Origin of the sequence: Methylobacterium sp. yr668 (assembly GCF_900116245.1) — a bacterium.
Taxonomy (GTDB): Bacteria; Pseudomonadota; Alphaproteobacteria; order Rhizobiales; family Beijerinckiaceae; genus Methylobacterium.
This window is the reverse complement of sequence record NZ_FOZY01000004.1, coordinates 14,277-34,697: the sequence shown is the minus strand read 5'-3', so window position 1 is coordinate 34,697 and position 20,421 is coordinate 14,277. Positions and strand designations below refer to the sequence as shown.

Here is a 20,421-nt window from a genome sequence, read left to right as displayed (position 1 = left end):
CGGGCGCTATCCCGGCTTTGACAAGCTCGGCGTCACGTGGGACCGGTCTGGCATGCCGGGCGGCCAGATGCGCGATGCCGCCTCGACGATCGAACGGGCCGGGTCGAGTCTCGCCGAGACCCCGTCGCGCGAGGAACCCCCGATGCCCGTCGAAGCCGCGTCAGGACGCCATGCACGGGAGATCTGACGCCCCGATCTGCGACCCGGCCTTCCTCGCCGACGGCGGCGCGATGGCCGTGCTCCTGCGCGCGCACGACTGGGACAGCACGCCCCTCGGCGCGCTGTTCGCTTGGCCCGAATCGCTGACGACCCTCATCGGGGTCATGTTCGGCGCGAACCGGCCGACGTTCATCCTCTGGGGCCCCGAGCGGCGGCTCCTGTACAACGATCTCTACGCGGAGATCCTCGGCGACCGGCATCCCGCGGCCCTCGGCCGGGACTGTCTCGCGGTCTGGGGCGGGGTCGGTGCCGGTCTCGCGTCCCTCGTGGACAGGGCCTATGCCGGCCGGCCGGTCCACACGGCGGAGGGTGAGCCCCTCCTCCACGGCGACGGCGGTGCCGACGCGGCGCGCTTCGCGCTCTCCCTGGTGCCCGTCCGGGACACGGCGGGGCAGGTCACCGGCCTCGTCGGGACCTGCACGGCGATCGCCGGCCAAGCGGGCGCCGCCCGCCGTCCGCGCGAGACGGAGGCGTCGCGGCGGGACAACGAGGAGCGGCAATCCTTCCTGCTCGATCTCAGCGACACGCTCCGCCCGCTGACCGCGTCGGCGGAGATCGTCGCGGTGGCCTCGCGGCGCCTCGGCGAGCGCGTCGGCGCGAGCCGCGTCTTCTACGCCGAGATCGCCGGCAGCCTGATGAAGGTCGAGCGGGAATACGTCCGGGGCGTCGGCTCGATCGTCGGGGAGCATTCCCTGGCGGCGTTCGGCCCCGACCTCCTGGCCGCCTACCGCGACGGGACGGTGGTCGCGGTCGAGGACGTGGCGGCCGATCCCCGCTTCAGCGAGGCGGCGCGCGCCGGCCTCGGATCCCGCGAGGTCGCGGCCTTCGTCGACGTCGTGCTGTTCCGCGGCGCGGAGTGGGTGAGCCTGCTCGCGGTGCAGAGCGCGGTGCCGCGCGCTTGGACCACCGCCGAGGGGAACCTGATCCGCGACGTCGGCGAGCGCGTGAAGGCGGCGATCGAGCGCGCCCGCGCGGAGGCGGCCCTGCGCAAGAGCGAGGAGCACCTGGCGGCGATCTTCGCCGGCGCCTCGGTCGGCCTGTCCGAGGTGGATGCCGCGGGGTGCTTCCTGCGGGTCAACACCGAGCTGTGCCGGATCCTCGGGCGCCCGGCCGAGGCGCTGCTGCGGCTCGGCGTCGCCGACGTGACCGATCCCGCGGACCGGGCGCCGAGCGCGGCCGCGCTGGCGCGGTCCCTCGAGACGGACCGCGATGTCACCCTCGACAAGCGCTATCTCCGCCCGGACGGCAGCGCGATCTGGGCTAGCAGCAGCATCCGGCGCCTCGACGACGCGGACGGCAGGCTCAAGAGCCTCCTGATCGTCACGGCCGATCTCAGCCGGCGCAAGGAGGCCGAGACGCGGCTCGCCGAGAGCGAGCGCCGCCTCCAGGACCTGAACGAGACCCTGGAGCTGCAGGTCTCCGAGCGCACCGCGGAGCGCAATCTCTTCGCCACGATCGTCGAGAGAACCGACATCATGGTGATGGCGGCCGATCTCGACTACAACATCCTGGCGATCAACAAGGCGAATGCGGACGAGTTCGCGCGCATCTACGGCGTGAGGCCGAAGGTGGGCGACAACATGCTCGACCTGCTGGCCGACCAGCCCGAGCATCAGGCGCAGGTGCGGGCGGGGTGGGGGCGCGGGCTCGCCGGCGAGGAGATCACCCTGGTCGAGGCGTTCGGCGACGCGGAGCGGGCGCGCCCCTCCTACGAGATCAGCTTCCGCACCCTGCGCGACGCGCGGGGCGAGCGCACGGGCTGCTACCAGTTCGTCATGGACGTCACCGAGCGGCTGCGCGGCCAGGCCGAGCTGGCCCAGGCGCAGGAGGCGCTGCGCCAGTCGCAGAAGCTGGAGGCGGTGGGCCAGCTCACCGGCGGCGTCGCCCACGACTTCAACAACCTCCTGACGATCATCCGCTCGTCGGTCGACTTCCTGCGCCGGCCCGATTTGCCGGAGGTCCGCAAGCGCCGCTACCTCGACGCGGTCTCAGAGACCGTGGAGCGGGCCGCGAAGCTCACCGGCCAGCTGCTGGCCTTCGCCCGCCGGCAGGCCCTCAAGCCCGAGGTGTTCGAGGTCGGCCAGAGGGTGCGGGCGATCGCCGACATGCTCGACACCCTGACAGGCGCGCGGGTGCACGTCGTGACCGAGGTGCCGGAGGCGACCTGTCTGATCCGGGCGGATGTGAGCCAGTTCGAGACCGCGCTCGTCAACATGGCGGTCAACGCCCGCGACGCCATGGATGGGGAAGGCACGCTGACCCTGCGCGTGACCTGCGGCGCGGCCCTGCCGGCCATCCGCGGCCATGCCGGGTCCCGGAAGCCCTTCGCGGCCGTGTCGCTGATCGACACCGGCACCGGCATCCCGCCCGAGCGGATCGGGCGGATCTTCGAGCCGTTCTTCACCACCAAGGAGGTGGGCAAGGGGACCGGCCTCGGCCTGTCCCAGGTCTTCGGCTTCGCTAAGCAGTCGGGCGGCGACGTCGACGTGCGCAGCACTCTCGGTGCGGGCACCGCGTTCACCCTCTACTTGCCGCAGGTGGCGTCCGAGGAGCGGCCGGCCGGTGACCGGCTGCAAGATGCCGACCTCGCGCCGCTCGGGAGCGGGCAGCGCGTCCTGGTCGTGGAGGACAATGTCGGCGTCGGGCAGTTCGCGACGCAGATCCTGGAGGATCTGGGCTACCGGCCGACCTGGGCGGCCAACGCCGAGGAGGCGCTGGAGGAGCTCGGGCGGGCGGCGCACAGATACGACCTGGTCTTCTCGGACGTGGTGATGCCCGGCATGGGCGGCGTCGCGCTCGCGCAGGAGCTTCGGCGGCGCGCGCCGCAGGTGCCCGTGGTGCTGACATCGGGTTACAGCCACGTTCTCGCGCAGTCGGACGCCCACGACTTCACGCTGCTCCACAAGCCGTACTCGGCCGAGCAGCTCGGCCGCATCCTGCATCGGGCCCTGGATCCGCGCCGGAAGGCCGGCGCGCTCGCGGATCCGTCCTGAGCCCGGGCTCCCGCGTCGGGATCCCGGACCTCCGGGCCGGGGCCTGCGCGGTTCGCCGCCGCCCTCAGCCAGCTCTCAGCTCGCCCTCAGCCCGCCCTCAGCTCGCTTTGGCCCACGCCACCGCGTCGGCGCCGGCCGGCAGACGCATGGGGCACGACGGGTCCGTCACCGCGCGCCACACCGCCTCCGCCACGTCCGAGGACCGGGTCAGGTCCCCGTCCGCCTGCTGGATGCCGGCGAAGACCTTCGCGGCCACCGCCGCGTAGGCTTCGGGGATGTCCATGCCCATGCGGGCGCGCGCGTTGGCGCCGAACGCGGTCTCCGGGGCCCGTCCGGGAATGACCAGCCGGGCGCGGATTCCGAACGGTTCGAGCTCTAGCGCCAGGGACTCGGTGAAGGCGTTCACCGCCGCCTTGCTCGCCGTGTAGACGGACAGCAGGTGCAGCGGGCGCTGCGTCACGCTCGACGTCACGTTGACGACGACGCCCGCGCGGCGCGCCCGGAACTGCGGCAGCACCGCTCGGGTCATCGCGATGGTGCCGAGGGTGTTGGTCTCGAACACCTCCCGCGCGGCGTCCATCGAGACGCCCTCCAGCGCGTTCAGTAGCCCGACGCCGGCGTTGTTGACCAGCGCGTCGACCGGTCCGGCCGCCGCGACCGCGCGGTCGATGCTGTCGTGGTCGGTCACGTCGAGCGGCAGGATGCTCAGACGATCGGAGGGCGCCAGCAGGTCGCTCCGCGGCCCGCGCATCGCGGCGACCACGCGCCAGCCCCGTTCGAGGAAGGTGCGGGCCGTCTCCAGGCCGAAGCCGGACGAGCAGCCGGTGATCAGGATCGTGTTCATGGGAACTCCCGTGCAGAAGCGGCAACGGGGTGATAGAGAGCGCGGGCCGGACCTGATACGTGCGTAAGTCCGTTTCGCATTGGCGAGCGTCCGAGAATGCCCGATCCGCTCACCCAGGTGGTCGGCCTCCTCCGGCCGAGCGCCCCGCTGTCCAAGCTCGTCACCGGCTCCGGTCACTGGGCGGTGCGGCGCACGGATTCCGGGCTTCCGTTCTACGCCGCCGTGCTCGAGGGCGGGTGCCGCCTCGCGATCGACGGCGAGGCCGGGATCGTGCTCGGAGAGGGCGACTTCGTCCTCATCCCCGCGGCCCACGCGTTCACCACCACCAGCCTCGAGCCGCCGCCCCCGCGGCGCGCAGCGCAGCGTCCCGTCGCTGTGAGCCCCGGCGTGTTCCGGCTCGGCGACGCCGAGAGGCCGCCGAATGTCCGGATGCTCGTGGGCCACTGCGTCTTCGCGTCGAGCGACGCGGATCTGCTCGTCTCGCTGCTGCCCCGGTATGTCCATGTGCGCGGCGCCGCCCGGCTGACCACTCTGCTCGGCCTCGTGAACGAGGAGACCCGCGCCGACCGGCCGGGCCGCGACGTGGTCCTGGCGCGCCTGCTGGAGGTCGTGCTGATCGAGGCGCTGCGCGCCACCGCCGGGCCGGCGGCGCCCTCGGGACTGCTGCGCGGGCTCGCCGACGACCGGCTCGCCGCCGCCCTGCGGCGGATGCACGACCGGCCGACGGCGAGCTGGACGGTGGCCGCGCTCGCGCGCGAGGCGGGCCTCTCCCGGTCCACGTTCTTCGAGCGGTTCCGCCGCGCGGTCGGGGTCGCCCCGATGGAGTACCTGCTGGCGTGGCGGATGGCGCTGGCGAAGGATCTGCTGCGCCGCGAGGCGGTCGGGATGGCCGAGGTAGCCGCGCGGGTGGGCTACAGCTCGGCGAGCACCTTCAGCGTCGCCTTCGCCCGGCACGTCGGCCGGCCGCCGATCCGGTACGCCCGCGAGCGGCCGGTGCCGTGATCCGGGCCGGCTGGCCGTGCCCCGGACGAGCCCCGGGCCAAGCCCGGGCCAGGCCCGGACACGGTGAGGCGGCCCGGATCACGGCACCGGCATCGACGGTGCCAGCCGGCCCTTCGCCCCGAAGCAGAGTTCGGCTACCAGACGGAAGCGCGCTCGACCCCGTCACCCGCCGCGGCGCGACCGACGCGCCACGGCCCCTCGCGCAGGAGAACGTCCTGATCACCGATCCGCAGGCCCTCCGCGCGCAGGCCGGTGCCCGTGCGAGCCGCCGCCAGGACCGCGCCGCTCGATGGTCGCCGGCATTCCGCGCGATCGCCGGCGGTGTCCGAGCCGACATCGGCGCTCCCCCGCGGGGCACCCTCGGCACGGTGGCGCGCTCCTGATGGTCGCATCGTCCTGGGCGCCCGCCGCCGCGCCCCGGCGGTCCGGCGGCATCGCGGCGCGTCGGCTCCATCGACGCCCTGCGCGGGCTGGTGATGCTGCTGATGCTCGTCGACCACGTGCGGGAGTTCTTCTACCTTCACGCGCAGGTCCGCGACCCGATGGACCTCGCCGAGACGCCGCCCGACCTAGTCCTGACACGGGCTGCCTCGCACCTCTGCGCGCCGGTCTTCGTCCTGCTCACCGGCCTCTCGGCGTTCCTCTACGGGCAGAGGCACGGCGCGCGGGCGACCGCCGCCTTCCTGCTCAAGCGCGGTCTGCTCCTGATCCTGCTGGAAGTGACGCTCGTCAACTTCGCCTGGGCCGGCAGCGTCCGGCCGCCGATCCTGTACCTGCAGGTGATCTGGGTGATCGGTCTCTGCATGGTGGCGCTGGCCGGCCTGCTCTGGCTGCCGCGGGCCGCCCTCGTGGCCGGGGCCCTGGCGCTCATGCTCGGCCACAACCTGCTGGACGGGGTCGCGATCCGGGCGGACGAGCCCGGCTACGTGCTCTGGTCGATCCTGCACCAGCGCGGGATGATCGCGCTGCCCTGGGGCGGGCTGGCGCGGACCTCGTACCCGCTCCTGCCCTGGATCGGCGTGATCGCGGCCGGCTACGCCCTGGGGCCGCTCTTCGCCGGCGGTGTCGACGCCGCGCGCCGACGCGCGGGGCTCCTCGGGCTGGGGGCGGCCGCCTTGGTCGGCTTCCTCTTCCTGCGCGGGCTCAACGGCTACGGCGAGCCGGTGCCGTGGCAGGCGGGGGCCACGCCGCTCGCCACGGTGCTGTCCTTCGTCAACCTGACCAAATACCCGCCCGCGGCCGACTTCCTGTTGCTGACCCTCGGCCTCGGTCTCGGCCTGCTGGCGCTGTTCGAGGTGATGCCGCAGCGGCTCCTCGGCGGCCTGCGCGTCTTCGGCGGCGCGCCGCTGTTCTTCTACCTGCTCCACCTCGCGCTGCTGCGCGTCCTCTACGACGGCGCGGTGGCGCTGGGCCTCGCCGGGGCGTCGGGACGGGTGGAGGCCGGCTCGCCCCTCGCGCTCTGGCTCGTCGCGGTCGCCGTGAGCGTTCCCCTCTGGCTGGCGTGCCGCGTCATGGTGCGCCTGAAGCGGGCCTCGACATCGCCGGTCCTGAGCTACCTCTGACGGCGGCCCCTCGGCCGCCGACATCCGCCGCGGCCCCGTGTGGGAGCGGCCACGACCGGGCCGCCCCCGCGGTTCCTCGTCAGGACAGGTCCGCCCCGTCGCGGTCGTGCTGATGGCGCAGCTCGGGGGTCCCCTTCACCTGCCCGACGGTGACCTCCGCGTCGCTCCGGCTCTCCGCGCGCGCCGTGTCGATGAAGACGCGGGCCTCGCCTTCGCGCACGCCGAGACTGCGCAGCGCGTAGAAGGACATGCCGAGGGCCAGCTCCCGCTCGCCCATCAGCACGAGGCCGACGCCGTCCTCCTCGAGATGCCGACGTTCCGCCTCGCTGTGCGTGCGGACCACGGTGTCGATCCCCGGGTTGGCGGCGCGCGCGGCCTCGACGAGGCGACGGGCCTGATGCGCGTCGGGCGTGGCGACGACGAGCAGGCGCGCGGTGCCGATGCCGGCCGCCTCGAGGATGCCGGGCGCGGTCGCGTCGCCGAACACGGCCTGCGTGCCGGCCGCGCGCAGGGCCAGCACGCGGCGCCGGTCGCGCTCCACCACCACGTAGGGCAGGTCCCAGGTCTCCAGCGTCGCGCCGATGCTGCTGCCGACGCGCCCGAAGCCGATGATCACGACGTGGTCCCGTCGCGGCGGCTCCCCGCCCGAGATGGCGACGTCGGCCGCGCCTTTGCGCGCGAAGCGGGCGGCAAGGTCCGGCCGGTCGGCGAAGACCTGCTCGATCCGCGCTGCCAGGGCGAAGAAGAGCGGGTTCAGCGTGATCGACAGCAGGGCTCCGCCCAGGATCAGGTTGCGGCCTTCCTCGGGCAGCAGCTTCAGCGACAGGCCGAGCGATACCAGGATGAAGGAGAACTCGCCGATCTGGGCGAGGCTCGCGGCGATCGTCAGGGCCGTGCCGAGCGGGTGCCGGAAGGCCAGCACGATGGCGACGGCCGCGAGGGACTTGCCGACCATGATGACGCCGAGCACCGCCAGGACCGAGAGCGGCGCGCGCAGGAGGATCCCCGGATCGAACAGCATCCCGACCGACACGAAGAACAGGACCGCGAAGGCGTCCTGCAGCGGCAGCGAATCGGCGGCCGCCTGATGGCTGAGATCGGACTCGGCGAGCACCATCCCGGCGAAGAAGGCCCCGAGGGCGAAGGAGACCCCGAACAGCTCCGCCGAGCCGAAGGCGATGCCCAAGGCCAGGGCCAGGACCGCGAGGGTGAACAGCTCCCGCGAGCCGGTGCGCGCCGCCTGGTCGAGCAGCCAGGGCACGAAGCGGCGTCCGCCCACCAGCATCAGCCCCGCGAAGACCGCGACCTTGGCGAGCGTCAGAACGACGGTGAGCGCGAGGCTCTGCGCGTACTCCGGTCCGACGAGCTGGGCGACGAGGTCCGTGAGGGCGTGGGCCGTGCCGTGCCCGAGGCCCCGGGCCTCGCCCCCGAGCGAGGGCGCGAGGGCGGGCAGGACCACGAGGGTCAGCACCATCGCCAGATCCTCGACGATGAGCCAGCCCACCGCGATGCGGCCGTTGTCCGTGTCGAGGAGGCCGCGCTCCTCCAGCGCGCGGAGCAGGACCACCGTGCTCGCGACGGAGAGGGCGAGGCCGAAGACCAGGCCCTGCCCGAGGGTCCAGCCCCAGGCGAAGGCGAGGCCGATCCCCATGGCGGTCGCCGCCGCGATCTGCACCACCGCTCCGGGCAGGGCGATGGCGCGCACGGCCATCAGGTCCTTGAACGAGAAGTGCAGCCCGACCCCGAACATCAGCAGGATGACGCCGATCTCGGCGAGCTGGCCCGTGAGGTTGCTGTCGCCCACGAAGCCCGGCGTGTAGGGGCCGACGAGGACGCCCGCGACCAGGTACCCGACCAGCGGCGGCAGCCTGAGGCGCTGCGCGACCATCCCGCAGATGAAGGCGAGGGTCAGCCCGAGGGCGATGATGGCGATCAGTTCGGTCGCGTGCGGCACAGGGTCTTCACCTCCGGGGGGCGATGCGGATCGGGCGGAGCGAGCCTTTCCGAATGGCGGCCGCGATTCAACGCTCTTCCGACCGAACGCCTGTGCGAACCGCCGTCGGCGATCGCCGCGTGCCCCTCGGGCGCCGCGAAACCGCCTCCCGCCGAGCCGCGATGGTCTTCCGGAGTGCTGTCCCGCGCCAGGGCAGCGGGCGCCGCCCGCGTCCGCGCGTCCCGATCGCCCATCGTGCAGGAATCCGGCGCGCGGTCGAGGGCCGAGGCGGGTCGGGGCGGGACGAACGGCCGGGACCTGGAACCCGCGGCCTCGCCGCTGCCGGGAACGGGCGCCTCGCCGGAGCCCGCGCCGGGGGAGCGGTGCCGCCCGCGCGAGGTGCGGCAGCCTGACCGGGATGCGCGACTCCGTCACGCGGCCCGGAAGCGGGCGCGCGTCCGGCCGCAACAGGGTCGGGTATTGCTCTAGCTGTCCGTGAGGATCGACGTGAGATCCGTAAATCCCTGGGCCTCGCTCGTGAGCAGGGCCACGAGCAGCAAGCACAGGCCGCCCAGGAGTGCGACCCCGGCCGTGGCTCCCACCAGATCCGACGTCCGAATGGTCGGCTCAGCTTGACGGCTGAACAGCAAAGCTCGCCCTCTGCGAGTGTTCGGATACGTGCGGCTCACGCGATGCCCCCAGAGATCGAGGCCCCTTGTATTAACGTTCACATGATCGGCTCTTCATCCGCGCGCGAACCGCGAGCATTGTAAATCGCGTGCGCTGGCGCACGTCCAAGATCTGGGAAGAGGATGATTTGACCTTCCCTCGATTGTCCGGGCCTTGGTCGCGGGCGGCCGCTGCTCTTCGGGGACAGCTTCGGCCACCGGGCGCCGTTCATGCTGACGATCCTGTTCGCCGAGACATTCCGGGAGGTGCACGTCGTCTAGTCGACCTCGTCTGGCCGACCTCGATCGATGACGGGCTGGTCGATCGCGTGAAGCCCGACATCGTCCTTACCGAGCTGGCCGAGCGGTTGCTCCATCAGGCCGTCGACGGCGGCTTCGCTGTCGCGGCGCGGGTCGCCGCGCATGCCGCGGCCGTGACAGCGGGACGGTGCCGGTCGCGCGAAGCTTCGCCGCATGGGCAAGGCGCTGGGCTAACGCGGCCCGCTGCCTTCGACCGTCGTCGGTGAACCGAGCCAGCCCTTCGCCGCCGCCGCCGCGCGCAGGATTGCCTTGGCCGGCTCGTACTTGAGATGAAGCCGCTCGCGGGTCTCCGCGGGCAGGAGCGCCAGACGCCCGGGATCCGAATTGTCCTCGAGGTCGGCGAGCTTGACGAGGGTCGCCCGGAGGGTGCCCACTTTCGCGATGTTGTTGATCCAGGCCGCGTAGGTGACGCGACCTCCGGGCTTCGTCAGCATGGCGACCGAGGTCAGCACGTTGTCGCTGAATCCCTCCTTGGCCAAGTCGCCGAACCCGTAGCGGGTGTCCTCGACCACATCGTGCAGCCACGCGGCCTGCAGCGCCTCGTCCCGCTCCAGGTCGGACCAGAACGGGCACCCTTCCGACAGCCTGAGCACGCCGGCAGCCACGCGCGCAAGATGCTCGATATACGGCCTGCCGCCCTTGTCGACCTGGCCGTCGTGGGCGACGGTGGCCACCGTCCGCGCGTCGGCCGCCGTCCGGCGGAGGGGAGGCAGGATCACGCGGTCATCCCTTCACCGGATACGCCAGCAGGGTCGCTGTCCCGGCCATGTACCGCTCTCAGCCCGACACGAACAGCATCATCATCCGCGCCGCCGCCGCGATCTGCTCGACGGTGGCCTCCGGCATGTCGGCGACCGCCTTCTCGACGATGCTCCGGGCGATGCCGTCGTACAGGCCGATGCCCAACGCGAACGTGCTGAGACGAACCAGCACGCTGTCGGCGATCGTCTTCCGCTTCGGATCGGGCACGTCGCTCATGTCGTCCTCGGGAAACTCATGTTGATCGCGCTCTCGGCCACGTGCGGCGCAGCGCCGGCGCGGAGGCTCGTCGCCTGAGAGCGCATTTCGATGGCCTCGGCCACGTCGACGTGGTGGCCTGTCGGGAACGTGATGGGCTCAGCCGTCGCGGTCTCGCTCTCCACAGCGGTCGTCTCGGCCTCACGGTGCGGAGCGCCGGCGCCGGACGGCCCGCGGGCCGTTCGGGACCGTGCGGATTCTCGTGCCGCGGGGCGACACCGCGCGTTCCGGCGGGCCCGCTCAGTCCCGGCGCCGAAGGTCCTGTTTTCCTTGGGAAATTTGGCTGGGGCGCCAGGATTCGAACCTGGGAATGGCGGTACCAAAAGCCAATATCCCCAAGTGCTAACGTCTTGCACGCCTTCGCTTTTCCAAATCAGTCCGCTGCCCCTGTGCCGGTTTTTGTGCAACGATCGGCAGGCCGGTCGCGGCGTCGATCTCCTGTGGGAATGACCCGCCCTCCCCTGTGCCGGGATTTGTGCCGACTCCATGCGCCGCTGCGCGCCGCGCCTCAACCTCCAAAAATGCATAGGCCCGCTCGGTCTGGACGACGCTGCGGTGGCCGAGCTGATCGCGCACCATCTCCATCGTCCACTTCTCTTCTTGGAGGAGCCGGCAGCCGTGGGTCCGGCGCAGGTCGTGCCAGCGCAGGTCCTTCACCTTCGCCCGGTCGGCCGCGTTCCGGAGCCCGCGGTCAAGGTGATTGAACCGCTCACCGTCGTTGCGCTCCGGTCGCGCTACCGCCGCCGCTCGAGCCGCGCCGCGCTTCGTCGTCGCCGCGCCGTGATGGAAGACGTAGGGGCTGGTCAGATGCCGCGGCATCCGGGCGAGCACCTTGAGCGCCGGCTTCAGCAGGATCACCGTGCGCTCGCGCTTGCCCTTGGCGGTCTCGGCCGAGACGGTGAGCTGCTTCCGGGCGAGGTCGATCTGTGGCCAAGTGAGCGAAAACTGCTCCTCCTGGCGCAGGCCGGTGTAGATCGCGAACAGAATTGCGTCACGGACGTAGGGCACCGCCGACTCCAGCAGCCGCCCCTCCTCCGCCCGGTTGAGGTACCGGGTCCGCGGCGGCGCCTCCCGCAGCCCGCGCTTCGCCCGCTGCTTGAGGAACGGGATCACCGGGTTGAGGTCGGCCCACTCGTTCTCGATCGCGAAGCCGAAGATCGTCGACAGGCAGGCGAGGTCGCGCCGGACCGTCGGAGCCGAGGCGCCGGCTGTGCGCCGTGCGGTCTCGAACTCCTTCAGATCCTTGGCCCGCAGTTCGAGGAGCAGGCTGCCCTTGAAGTGCTCGTTCAGCCAGTTGATCGACACCCCGTAGCGACGGAGCGTGCTCGGGCGCAGCGACGGGCCGTGGTCGGTGATGAAGGACGCGATGACGGCGTTCAGCGTCAGCCGCGGCTTCCCGCCCCACGCTTGGGCTTCGAGGTCGGAGAGCCAGACCGCAAGACGTTGGCGAGCAACGCTTTCAGATCGTGTTCCGAGGGATTCGCGGATGTCCTGGCCGTTCTTCTGGACCCGGCCCCACCACGTCTTACCGCGGAGGTAGATGTCGGCCATTCTGGCACCGTCCTCGTCGAAGCATCCCACCACTGACGCACGGCACGCAGGTCGAATACCCACGATGACCGCGGACCGAACGGCTGTCGAGCACCGGGGATTCGCCCGGCCGCAGCCTGACGGATCCAGTGCCGTTCGGTGAAGCCGAATTCGCGCACCAGGTCGGCGGCGCTGGCCAACTGCTCACGCGGCATCGCCCCCTCCCCGCTGCTGTTCTGCGCTCACGCTGCCCTCCCGCTCGTGTCCTCGGTCGGCCGCTCTCCGCGCTCTGCCAGCGCCTCGAGGTCCGGGATCATCTCGGCGCGGATCTCGCGCTGGGTGTAGCTCCAGCCAGGCAGCAGGGCGTGGATGTAGCGGCCGCGCTTCCCGTTGATCCGGTGGAAGCCGGGCAGGTTGGCCCAGCTCTCCCACCATTCGCCGCGGCGCGGGCGCACCAAGTCGACGTGCGCGGTGCTCTTCGTGCCCATGGTCGACGGGTCGGCGATAGCCGCGCGCAGGGCCTGGGCAGCTTCGCCCGCGCGGCGGCGCTCGTCGTCTGTCGGCGGTGGTAGAGGCTTCGGGGCGCGCTTCGTCATGCGGCCCCCGCGATGTCGAGCGCGTCGGCCGGCGCGAGCGGCTGCCAGCCAATCAGGGGGCTGCGGAAGGCGCGAGCGGGGGAGACGTCAACTCGCTTCGTTTCGATAAGGCCCCGAAGGCTCCGGATTCTCTTAGGGTCAAAGTCGGCGGATCTAAAATATATTTTGCCGATTGCGGCTCGTTCTGTGTCGATGACCCGTTGTCTATGAAACAGGTATTTCTGGGGGGCTGAATAAAACCGCTGAGGCGTGCCATGATGATCGTTGGTTACCCGGGATGGCCCCCGGTTATTGATGCGAACACGCGAGAGCATGTTCGTTTCGCGATGTCGGACGGGCGCAGGCTTCTCCCTTGCAGAATTCCGATCACAACACTGCGAGACTGCTTCGGCGACGAGGACTCCGAGCCAATCGATCTTTTTGAAAGCTGCCAAGGCGAAATCGAAGACGCTGCTGGTAGAAGGTACGCGCGCGACGGCATTGCTAATGGAGTAATCGATCTTGATGATCGAGACTTCGATTGATTTGCAAGAGCGGCGCTGGTGTTCATTGCGGAGAAATTTAAAATGTACTCCCTTTACAAACTTTCTGCTGTAGTCGCTCTGGTAATCAGCATCCCTGCAGTCGCACAAACTGTTGCCGATCCTCCTATCGGTACTCAGGACGGCTGGTCGAATATGCCCAAAACGACTGCTACGATCCCCGACCGGGTTCGAACGCCGGACGACGGCTCTCCAGAAGGCCTTCGCGTGCGCAGTGACCTGGCAGATCAGCCAGAGCCGCCCCCCACTGTCCCTGTACCGAAGGAGCCTTTCTAGGAGCGTCAGGATGCACCATGGCGCTCGGATTCCTTCGCGATCGTCACCGTTGAGCTGGATCAGTGCGAGACGGGAGCGCAAGTTTACCCGACGGCATACCAGTCCATGCAGATCTTCGACTCGCCTATAGTTCTGACAGCTGTATTTCTGGCGGGTTGTTTTGTTCTGTTTGCGGCGCGCAGGCACCAGCGCGCAATTACTGCGGTGCTGGGCATCATTGTTATAGTCTTGTGCATCGTAGTAGTCGGCGCCGTTATGGGCGGGACGGACGGTAATCAAACAAAACCAGATCGGTGAACGCGTGACGACGGCAGTGTCGATTTGTGATGGTTCAATCATGGCGCGCCTCCATCATCGCGCCTAACAGATCCTTTGTCGCGCCCTCGGCATCGGCAGCCTCTGTCGACCCGCCGAAGCCGGAACGCATGAAGCCGCTGATTACTTTATTCTGTATGGAGCGGACGGCTAACCTGCTGTCCACGGACGGCATCTGACCACGCCGTGGCTGCAGCTGTCCGACGCCTCCATGCGGGCGAGGGAGAGCGCGATGACCGAGGGCAAAAACGACCGCGTTTCTCCGTCCCTGAAAGACGTTGCTGCAGGTGAGAAGGCTAGTAGGGACAAGTTCATCGAGGGCGGCGGCCCGCTGCGGCAGCCTCCGGACGGCCACCTCTCGGGCGGCGATCGTCCGACTGGCATCGTATCCGAGGTCGAAGGACCCGGGCTCAACGATCCGCTCAAGGGCAAGTAGCATCTCAGCCACGGGCGCCTCCCTTGGCGGGGGCGGCGATGCCTAAGCCGTATGGGTGCACTTCCGCAGTCAATCGACTTTGAAGTATTAAAATCAAGCCTTTCGCTCGGTCGATATGCTCCAGAATGGAGTCTGACATGCGGCGCATTGATAATGCCGATTGGCTATTAGCTGTCCTATCAGCCCTTTCATTTTTGATCGGCGCAATCGAAAAGACGTATAATCTTTCGCCACCAGGTGATGGGCGCGGTGGGTTCATTAATGTATGGGCTTTCTCGGCGGCCCTGTTCTTTGCGTTTTGCATGAGCGTCGCGCGGCATCGGTAGCGATCTACCCATATTGCGACGGGCATCACTTTGGCGGCCACGCCACCCTCTCGCGTGATGGTGCGGGACTCGGCCATGCTCCTACTCCGAGATCAGAGTGATGAGGACCGAAAAACTGTTCTTCAGCTGCGCTTTCACGGATCTGAAAAATTGACCGGATCTACGAAACTGATCGCTCAATGCTCTCGTGCTCAGATCCTGCTTGAGGAGGTCCGAGCCATGACGATCACCACCTCGATCAACGCCGTCGGGCCGGTGAGGGCGACGGAGATGATCCAATCGGCCCGAGCTGAAGCCGCGCTCGAACACAGGGCGGGACTGCATACCGTCACGGCGGCGGTGCAAGGGCCCGACGAGGAGAGCATTCAGGAGAGGAAGGGCGGTCTGAACCTTCCCCCGTCGCAGAAGCGTGTGGTCGACATCACTGTCTGAGACCAATTCGGCCATAGGGCTGCTCCGCGGCTTTGGTAACTTGACGTGCGCGATGTCCGCCTCGAATTCGGCGGCCTGCGCGTCCCAGGACTCAGCGACCCGGCGGTGATGAGCGGCCTGACGGCGCGCCTGTTCGGCTTGCGTCCGCCTGGCGCGCAGCCAGTCGTCGGAGCCGCGTGTCGTGACCGCGTTCATGCAGCCCTCCCGATGAGATCAGGCTGCCGCGCGGCTAGGTCGAGCGCCGGCAAAGTCGTCGCGAAGCGAGACGCGCTCGTGCCGTCGATGCTGTGCGCCATCGCGGCGTGAGCCATGCGAATGCGGCGGATAGTGTTCACCCGGGCCACGTGGAAGTGGCAGCCGTGCTCACGGCAGAACGCGCCCCAGTCCGCCATGCGGGCGAGCTTCCACTCGGTTGAGCCGCCCAGGAAGATGCCGACGTTCGGGCCCACCAGCTGCGCGAGGTCGGCGTGCTCAATGCCGTCCTGCACGGCGATTAGCACCATCGGCACGACCGATAGGCAGCGGTTGAGGTAGCGGACGGAGAGGTCGAGCGAGCGCAGGCCGCCGGCGACAATGTCCGGCAGCACCAGCCACTCCGCGGGCTGGTCAAGACTCGACAGCCAGTCGAGAAACCGCTCGAACTCCTCCTCGTCGAACTCGCGTCCGGTCTGGAAATCGCTCCATGCGCCGTTGTCGGCGACGATGCGGAAGCGGATCCGCTCGCCCGTTTCTGGGCATGCCCACTCCTCCACGCGCCAGACGCCCGCGCGCGAGATGAGCAGGCCCCAGCCATGCCGGCCGAGAGCATCGAGGTTCCGGCGCGTGCCGGTGCGCGAAGCCCAGCACATCATGCCGCCGCTCCCCCGCCACTCGTCAGAATGGGCGCGGCCAGGGGCCGCTGAAGCTGATCCGCGCCCGGATCGTTGATGTCGCGATGTTCGATCCGCTGATCCCACTGATCACGGCCGCCGCATTCGTCGGCGTGGGATGGGTGATCCTCCACGCCGGACGGCAGTACGACGACGCGATCCAGCACACGCTGACCGTCTTCGCTCTGGTGATCGGGCTTCTGGTGCTGATCGGCGTGACCGCGAAGCTGCGATCCATGATGGGCGTCGGTCGCATGTCGCACCGGATTGAGGCCCGGTCGCAGAACGATCCCGCAAGTCCGGTCCGCGCGGTGCGAAAGCTCGATGCTGGGCTGAACCCATAGAGCGATCTGGCTCCGCCCGAGACGAAGAACGCGCGGACGCGGACGCTCAGACATCGAACATCTCCACGATATCGCGATCGACGGGCAGGCCAATGGCCCGGTTGAGCGAGGCCTCGACGACGAGGTCGGCCATGTTGGGTTCGGGGTCGCGACCCTTGCGCCGCGCGCGGCGCTCGGCCTGCCGGACGAACACCGGATGCTCCGGCACGCAGACGCGGGCGGCCTTGAGCCCGTGCTTCGCCTTCACGTGCGAGAACAGCGCCTCGGTGCTGGCGAGCGTGCGGGTGCAATGGGGGCAGCGGAGAGCGGCTATCAGCGGTCGCCCTCCCCGCGATCGGACGCGGCGCGCGCGGCGTCCTCGGCCCTGAGGGCGCGGTGCGAGGACACGAGCGACCAGACGGCGCCGGCCAGGGCGAGACCGATGGCGATCCCGATGAAGAGGCTGGGCCAGGACATCAGGCCGCCTCGTCCGAACCGCTGATCGGCCGGACCTGGAAGCACGTCGCCGTGCTCGCCTCGGCCTCGGAGATCAGGGAGCCGTAGCCGAGGAGCGTCTCGACCTTCTCGCCGCGGCGGACCGGGCGGACGGACAGCTCCAGCATGGTGCCATCCGTGAACCGGACGGCGAACAGGCGGCCGCGGCCCTCGTACCGGGCGCGGCGGCGTTCGTTGATCGTCTCGCGGTGGACGACGCGGCGCTGGGACGACGAGTAGCCGGACCATTCGCCTTCGAGGACGTAGCGGGCCATCTTAGGCGGCCTCTGCTGTTCCGATGGCCAACAGGGTCGCGACGCGGGCCTCGACCTCGCCGAGGAAGGCGCGCACGGCCACCTCGTCCTTCGCGATCTGCTCGTCGTCGCGGTGGAGGCGCTTCACCCACAGGCGGAGGGCCGGCGGCACGCTCGGGTGCCACGAGGCGAAATCGCACCACTTCCGGCCCGTGCAGGCCATCTGCCAGCGCATCTGCGGCAGGTACTGCTCGGGGATCGCGCCCGAGAGCAGCGTGTCGAGGTGGGTGCGCAGGGTCGGGCACTTGATCTCGACGAGGCCGAGATCGCCCACCAGCCGGTCCGGGCTGGCGCCGGCCATGGCGATGCTGGGGTGCTCGACGAAGCCGATCTGGTCGACGTCGACACCGTGCAGGAAGGCGTAGGCGTCAGCCGCCTGCGGCTCGCGCTCGGAGCCCTCCAGCATCGGGCCGGTGAGGTAGTGCTGGGTCGTGAGCCCGGTGAGCCGCTCGCCGACGAGCTCCATCAGGTAGCGCTCGCGCTCGGCGGTCGGCTTGCCGTCCTTCTTTACGGCGAGGATGTCGGCGATGCGGGAGGCGGTCGCCTTGCCGCAGCGCGCGTCGAGCCACTCCGGGCTCCCCTGGACCATGTCGGCCATGTCAGCGACCCTCCTGCTGACGGGCGCGGTTGGCCACGGTGGTCTTGATGGAGGCCAGGACCTCGTCGAACCGGTTGGCTGGCAGGTCCGGCACGCTCTCGACGCCGAAAAAGCGCAGCAGCCGGTCCGGCGGGATCTTGTGCTCGGTGAGCTGCTTGCGGATCTGCTCCGCCTGCTCGTCGCTGATGACGTCGTCGTTGCCGCCGGCCGGCGCCCCGTCCGTGTCGTGCGGGTCGTTCGTCAGCGCGATGTTGAACACCTGCAGGACGAGGTAGCGCCGGGCATAGGTGATCGTGGAGCCGATCCCCTGGATGGGCGTCTTGTTGGCCTTGCCCTGGGCGCCGGCGGTGTCGGGCGGGAGGTCGAGGTGATAGGCGCGCTCGTGCCCGGCCTCGTGCGCACAGGTGCAGGTGACCCGGAGGTTGCCCTGGATCGGCGACGGCTCGGTGTCGAATGACAGCGAGAAGCCGTGCCGGGCGATGATCGGCGCCGTTGCCTTGGCGATGCTCTCCAGGCGGGCGTAGGAGGCCCCGGAATGCGAGTTGCGGGCGTCGCGCAGGACGCGCGGCAACTCGGCCTGACAGGCGGACATCGCGGCGCTGAAGGTGATGCGCGCGCGCTCGGCCCGGTCCTCGCGCGCCATGACGAGGAACCGCTCGACGCGGTCCGGGTCGATGTTCGGGTCCCGGGCCATCCGCTCGATGATGGACAGGACGGCGGCGCCCTCGGCCGGCTGAGCGGCCGGCACCTGCGCGGTGTCGGCGACGGCGATCTCTTGGCGTGCTGCTGACATGGTGCTCACTCTGCGGAGACGGTGGCGGGCAGGCCGGCGACGCCGAGCCCGGCGTTGATGGCGGCGGCGAGCATCTCAGCCCGCTCGCGGTCGAGGCTCGCGGAGCCGGCCGGGATGAGCAGCGCGAACACCTTCCCGTCGGCGTCGGCGAGGCCACGCAGGGTGCTCTCGCAGGCTCGGACCGGCGCCCGGATGCCGAGGAAGGTCGCGCGCTGGGCGGGCGTGACGGCGCGGGGCTCGCGCATCTCGAAGGGGAGCACGGAGCGGGTCATCACGGCCTCGGTGGGGGTGAAGGGCGGAAGGGTCACAGGCGCCTCCCGGCGGCCCGGAGCCGGGTGCGCGCGTCGGCGAGCACGGTGACGTCGTCGCGCCCGTCGAGGTCGACGCGGGTCTCGGCGGTGAAGAGCGCGATGTTCCCGGCCATGGTGCCGGCGGTGGCGCGCTCCAGCGCCTCCTCGAGCACAGCGGTCCAGCGTCTCGCGCGGCTGGTCCAAGCCGGTGTTCAGGAGCAGGACCTGCGCTGCCGCGGCGTGCTCGGTGGTGGTGCGCAGGGCGGCGTAGAGCTCGGCGGCGCGCTGGTCCTGCGCGTGGATGGCGCGGACCAGTTCGCTGTAGCTCGGGACGCCGAACCCGGCGGCGTGGCGATCGACCAGGGCGATGAACGCCTGGTGGTTCGGGGCGGAGCGGACGGCGCAGCTCATCGCGCACCCGCCAGCTTGTCGGAGACGCGGGCGCGGGCGGCCTCGGCGCGGCGCGCCGCGGCGGCGAGCTTCGCGGAGACGTCCTCCAGGCGGCCCATGTCGGCGCGCTGTCCGGCGCCGGCGATGGTGGCCCGCTCCAGGTGATGGACCGCCGCGAGCGTGGACTCGCTGATTGCGTCGAGGATCGCGAGGGAGGATTCCAGCCGCCCGAGAGCCTCGGACGCGCTGGGCAGCGGCTCGGCGGCCTCAGCCAGCGCGCCGAACTGGGCGCGGAAAGGATGCTGCGCGTTCATGCGGCCTCCAGGAGCTGCTGGGCCTCGAAGTCCGCGATGGCGGCCAGCTCGTCGGCGGCCTCCAGCGCGAGGGAATCGGCGTGGTCCTGGGCGGCGAAACAGGCCTCGGCCCAGCAGTCGAAGTCGCCGCCGAGGGGCCCGTAGGGGCCGTGCAGGGCGTAGCCGGCGGAGGAGCCGGTGATCCGGTAGCCGGCGGGGAGGTCGAGGTGCGCCATGGTCAGGCGGCCTCGGGGACGAGGGCGAGCGTGCGCGAGCCGGCAACGTCACCGGCCACCAAGCGCGCCTCGGCGTAGAGATCGGCCGCCTGCAGAAGGTGCTCGCGAGCGCGGTCGACGGTCTGCGGGACCGCGAGCGGCGTGGGCGTCTCGGGCGCGTCGAAGAAGGACGCGATGGGCGCGCCGGTGAGCCGGGCAATGATGCTCAGAGCGACGCCGCTGATGCGGTTCACGCCCTTCTCGTACTTCTGGAGTTGCGCAGCCGAGACGCCGATCGCGGCGGCCACGGTGCGCTGTGTGAGGTGAGCCCGGATCCGGGCGGCGCTGATGCGCTCGCCGATGCGGACGTCGACGTCGGTGGCGGGTTGGCCGGCCATCAGCGGGCGCCCCGAACGGCGGCCACGTGCTGGGCGATGAACGCCGGTACGAACGGGGCGAGGCCGATGGTGAGCGAGCCGAGCAGGCAGTGCGCGACTACGACCGTGGCCGACGCGTGCTGGAGATTGTCGAGGTAGGCGGTGAGCATCTGGGGCTCCATCGGCTCGGTGAGCGGCGATGGGCATAGGTAAGCAGATCTTTCCTGGACCCGCAAGTGAGAAAGGTAAGTTGGGCTTTCCTGCGCTTATCCACATTTGTCCACAGATGCCGCGAGAACCGCCTCGACTCTCGACGCGTTCTGGTTGCAGCATGAGAACACAGCAGGAACAAGCAAGAGGCCCGGATGGGAGCCCTGCCGCGCGACTTCCCGTCCGAGTTAGCGGACGTGGTCGGGATCTACATCCATTGTGAGGAATGCGGCCGGAAGAGT

At 70.1% G+C, this 20,421-nt stretch carries 26 protein-coding genes and 1 pseudogene; 8 read left to right on the top strand and 19 right to left on the bottom strand.

Annotation, left to right across the window (positions count from 1 at the left end; translation table 11 throughout):
• Positions 1-170: 170 nt before the first annotated feature.
• Positions 171-3,212: a PAS domain-containing protein gene (locus BM419_RS06525; protein ID WP_091925716.1), complete on the top strand. Its 3,042-nt coding sequence runs from the start codon at positions 171-173 to the stop codon at positions 3,210-3,212.
• A 97-nt stretch (positions 3,213-3,309) separates the two neighbouring features.
• On the opposite strand, the gene BM419_RS06520 is transcribed toward BM419_RS06525, so the two are convergent.
• Positions 3,310-4,056, bottom strand: a complete 747-nt coding sequence (locus tag BM419_RS06520) for an SDR family oxidoreductase (RefSeq protein WP_091925714.1) — start codon at positions 4,054-4,056, stop codon at positions 3,310-3,312.
• Between the two features lie 96 nt (positions 4,057-4,152).
• Between BM419_RS06520 and BM419_RS06515 the strand changes: the two genes are divergently transcribed.
• Positions 4,153-5,058 carry an AraC family transcriptional regulator gene (locus BM419_RS06515; protein WP_091925712.1) on the top strand — a complete coding sequence of 302 codons (906 nt, stop codon included), beginning with the start codon at positions 4,153-4,155 and terminating at the stop codon, positions 5,056-5,058.
• A 476-nt stretch (positions 5,059-5,534) separates the two neighbouring features.
• Positions 5,535-6,620 carry an acetyltransferase domain-containing protein gene (locus BM419_RS06510; RefSeq protein WP_244540714.1) on the top strand — a complete coding sequence of 362 codons (1,086 nt, stop codon included), beginning with the start codon at positions 5,535-5,537 and terminating at the stop codon, positions 6,618-6,620.
• A gap of 79 nt (positions 6,621-6,699) precedes the next feature.
• Here the strand turns inward: BM419_RS06510 and ybaL are convergent, their stop codons facing one another.
• Positions 6,700-8,574 carry a cation:proton antiporter domain-containing protein gene (gene ybaL, locus BM419_RS06505; protein ID WP_091925707.1) on the bottom strand — a complete coding sequence of 625 codons (1,875 nt, stop codon included), beginning with the start codon at positions 8,572-8,574 and terminating at the stop codon, positions 6,700-6,702.
• 842 nt (positions 8,575-9,416) lie between these two features.
• Between ybaL and BM419_RS32805 the strand changes: the two are divergent.
• Positions 9,417-9,748: pseudogene (locus BM419_RS32805) on the top strand (hypothetical protein); the annotation flags it as partial.
• On the opposite strand, the gene BM419_RS33185 reads toward BM419_RS32805, so the two are convergent.
• The 4 genes from BM419_RS33185 to BM419_RS06485 all read right to left on the bottom strand — a co-directional run bounded on the left by BM419_RS33185 (position 9,713) and on the right by BM419_RS06485 (position 12,685).
• Positions 9,713-10,261 (bottom strand): HD domain-containing protein, encoded by a 549-nt coding sequence (locus tag BM419_RS33185; RefSeq protein ID WP_091925704.1) that lies wholly within the window; start codon positions 10,259-10,261, stop codon positions 9,713-9,715. The pseudogene BM419_RS32805 and the gene BM419_RS33185 sit on opposite strands and share 36 nt — an antisense overlap.
• Before the next feature lie 58 nt (positions 10,262-10,319).
• A complete protein-coding gene (locus BM419_RS06495; RefSeq protein WP_056532440.1) occupies positions 10,320-10,520 on the bottom strand; it encodes a hypothetical protein in 201 nt (66 codons plus the stop codon).
• Between the two features lie 381 nt (positions 10,521-10,901).
• Positions 10,902-12,110 (bottom strand): tyrosine-type recombinase/integrase, encoded by a 1,209-nt coding sequence (locus BM419_RS06490; RefSeq protein WP_091925700.1) that lies wholly within the window; start codon positions 12,108-12,110, stop codon positions 10,902-10,904.
• Positions 12,111-12,331: 221 nt separating this feature from the next.
• Entirely contained in the window at positions 12,332-12,685 is a 354-nt protein-coding gene (locus BM419_RS06485) for a hypothetical protein (RefSeq protein WP_139257055.1), read from the bottom strand.
• A gap of 254 nt (positions 12,686-12,939) precedes the next feature.
• On the opposite strand from BM419_RS06485, the gene BM419_RS06480 reads away from it, so the two are divergent.
• Positions 12,940-13,209, top strand: a complete 270-nt coding sequence (locus tag BM419_RS06480) for a DUF1488 family protein (protein ID WP_091925693.1) — start codon at positions 12,940-12,942, stop codon at positions 13,207-13,209.
• An 841-nt stretch (positions 13,210-14,050) separates the two neighbouring features.
• Positions 14,051-14,254 carry a hypothetical protein gene (locus tag BM419_RS31880; RefSeq protein ID WP_139257054.1) on the top strand — a complete coding sequence of 68 codons (204 nt, stop codon included), beginning with the start codon at positions 14,051-14,053 and terminating at the stop codon, positions 14,252-14,254.
• 4 nt (positions 14,255-14,258) lie between these two features.
• Here BM419_RS31880 and BM419_RS31875 read toward each other — a convergent pair whose 3' ends face one another.
• Positions 14,259-14,657, bottom strand: coding sequence for a hypothetical protein (locus tag BM419_RS31875; RefSeq protein ID WP_139257053.1), 399 nt, complete (start codon positions 14,655-14,657; stop codon positions 14,259-14,261).
• A 142-nt stretch (positions 14,658-14,799) separates the two neighbouring features.
• On the opposite strand from BM419_RS31875, the gene BM419_RS06470 reads away from it, so the two are divergent.
• The gene (locus BM419_RS06470; RefSeq protein WP_091925687.1) at positions 14,800-15,012 is read left to right on the top strand and encodes a hypothetical protein; all 213 of its coding nucleotides are present in this window, start codon (positions 14,800-14,802) and stop codon (positions 15,010-15,012) included.
• Positions 15,013-15,203: 191 nt separating this feature from the next.
• On the opposite strand, the gene BM419_RS06465 is transcribed toward BM419_RS06470, so the two are convergent.
• On the bottom strand, positions 15,204-15,863 hold the full coding sequence (locus tag BM419_RS06465) for a hypothetical protein (protein ID WP_091925685.1): 660 nt from the start codon (positions 15,861-15,863) through the stop codon (positions 15,204-15,206).
• An 83-nt stretch (positions 15,864-15,946) separates the two neighbouring features.
• Between BM419_RS06465 and BM419_RS06460 the strand changes: the two genes are divergently transcribed.
• A complete protein-coding gene (locus BM419_RS06460; RefSeq protein WP_091925683.1) occupies positions 15,947-16,225 on the top strand; it encodes a hypothetical protein in 279 nt (92 codons plus the stop codon).
• A 46-nt stretch (positions 16,226-16,271) separates the two neighbouring features.
• Here BM419_RS06460 and BM419_RS06455 read toward each other — a convergent pair whose 3' ends face one another.
• The 11 genes from BM419_RS06455 to BM419_RS32290 form a co-directional block, all read right to left on the bottom strand.
• Complete coding sequence (locus tag BM419_RS06455) at positions 16,272-16,472, bottom strand: hypothetical protein (RefSeq protein ID WP_091925680.1); 201 nt, start codon at positions 16,470-16,472, stop codon at positions 16,272-16,274.
• 65 nt (positions 16,473-16,537) lie between these two features.
• Positions 16,538-16,681 (bottom strand): hypothetical protein, encoded by a 144-nt coding sequence (locus BM419_RS32295; RefSeq protein ID WP_175556277.1) that lies wholly within the window; start codon positions 16,679-16,681, stop codon positions 16,538-16,540.
• Positions 16,681-16,974: a hypothetical protein gene (locus BM419_RS06450; RefSeq protein ID WP_091925677.1), complete on the bottom strand. Its 294-nt coding sequence runs from the start codon at positions 16,972-16,974 to the stop codon at positions 16,681-16,683. Before BM419_RS06450 ends, BM419_RS32295 begins: the two co-directional genes overlap by 1 nt.
• Before the next feature lies 1 nt (position 16,975).
• Positions 16,976-17,611, bottom strand: a complete 636-nt coding sequence (locus BM419_RS06445) for a lambda exonuclease family protein (protein ID WP_091925674.1) — start codon at positions 17,609-17,611, stop codon at positions 16,976-16,978.
• 1 nt (position 17,612) lies between these two features.
• A complete protein-coding gene (locus BM419_RS06440; RefSeq protein ID WP_091925671.1) occupies positions 17,613-18,404 on the bottom strand; it encodes an ERF family protein in 792 nt (263 codons plus the stop codon).
• 5 nt (positions 18,405-18,409) lie between these two features.
• The gene (locus BM419_RS06435; RefSeq protein WP_091925670.1) at positions 18,410-18,712 is read right to left on the bottom strand and encodes a hypothetical protein; all 303 of its coding nucleotides are present in this window, start codon (positions 18,710-18,712) and stop codon (positions 18,410-18,412) included.
• Positions 18,709-18,867 (bottom strand): hypothetical protein, encoded by a 159-nt coding sequence (locus BM419_RS32795; RefSeq protein WP_244540713.1) that lies wholly within the window; start codon positions 18,865-18,867, stop codon positions 18,709-18,711. Before BM419_RS32795 ends, BM419_RS06435 begins: the two co-directional genes overlap by 4 nt.
• Positions 18,868-19,101: 234 nt before the next feature.
• Positions 19,102-19,398 (bottom strand): hypothetical protein, encoded by a 297-nt coding sequence (locus BM419_RS06425; RefSeq protein ID WP_091925668.1) that lies wholly within the window; start codon positions 19,396-19,398, stop codon positions 19,102-19,104.
• Entirely contained in the window at positions 19,395-19,613 is a 219-nt protein-coding gene (locus BM419_RS06420; protein ID WP_091925666.1) for a hypothetical protein, read from the bottom strand. Before BM419_RS06420 ends, BM419_RS06425 begins: the two co-directional genes overlap by 4 nt.
• Before the next feature lie 2 nt (positions 19,614-19,615).
• Positions 19,616-19,990 carry a helix-turn-helix domain-containing protein gene (locus BM419_RS06415; protein WP_091925664.1) on the bottom strand — a complete coding sequence of 125 codons (375 nt, stop codon included), beginning with the start codon at positions 19,988-19,990 and terminating at the stop codon, positions 19,616-19,618.
• Positions 19,990-20,139, bottom strand: coding sequence for a hypothetical protein (locus BM419_RS32290; protein ID WP_175556276.1), 150 nt, complete (start codon positions 20,137-20,139; stop codon positions 19,990-19,992). Before BM419_RS32290 ends, BM419_RS06415 begins: the two co-directional genes overlap by 1 nt.
• Positions 20,140-20,421: the final 282 nt, after the last annotated feature.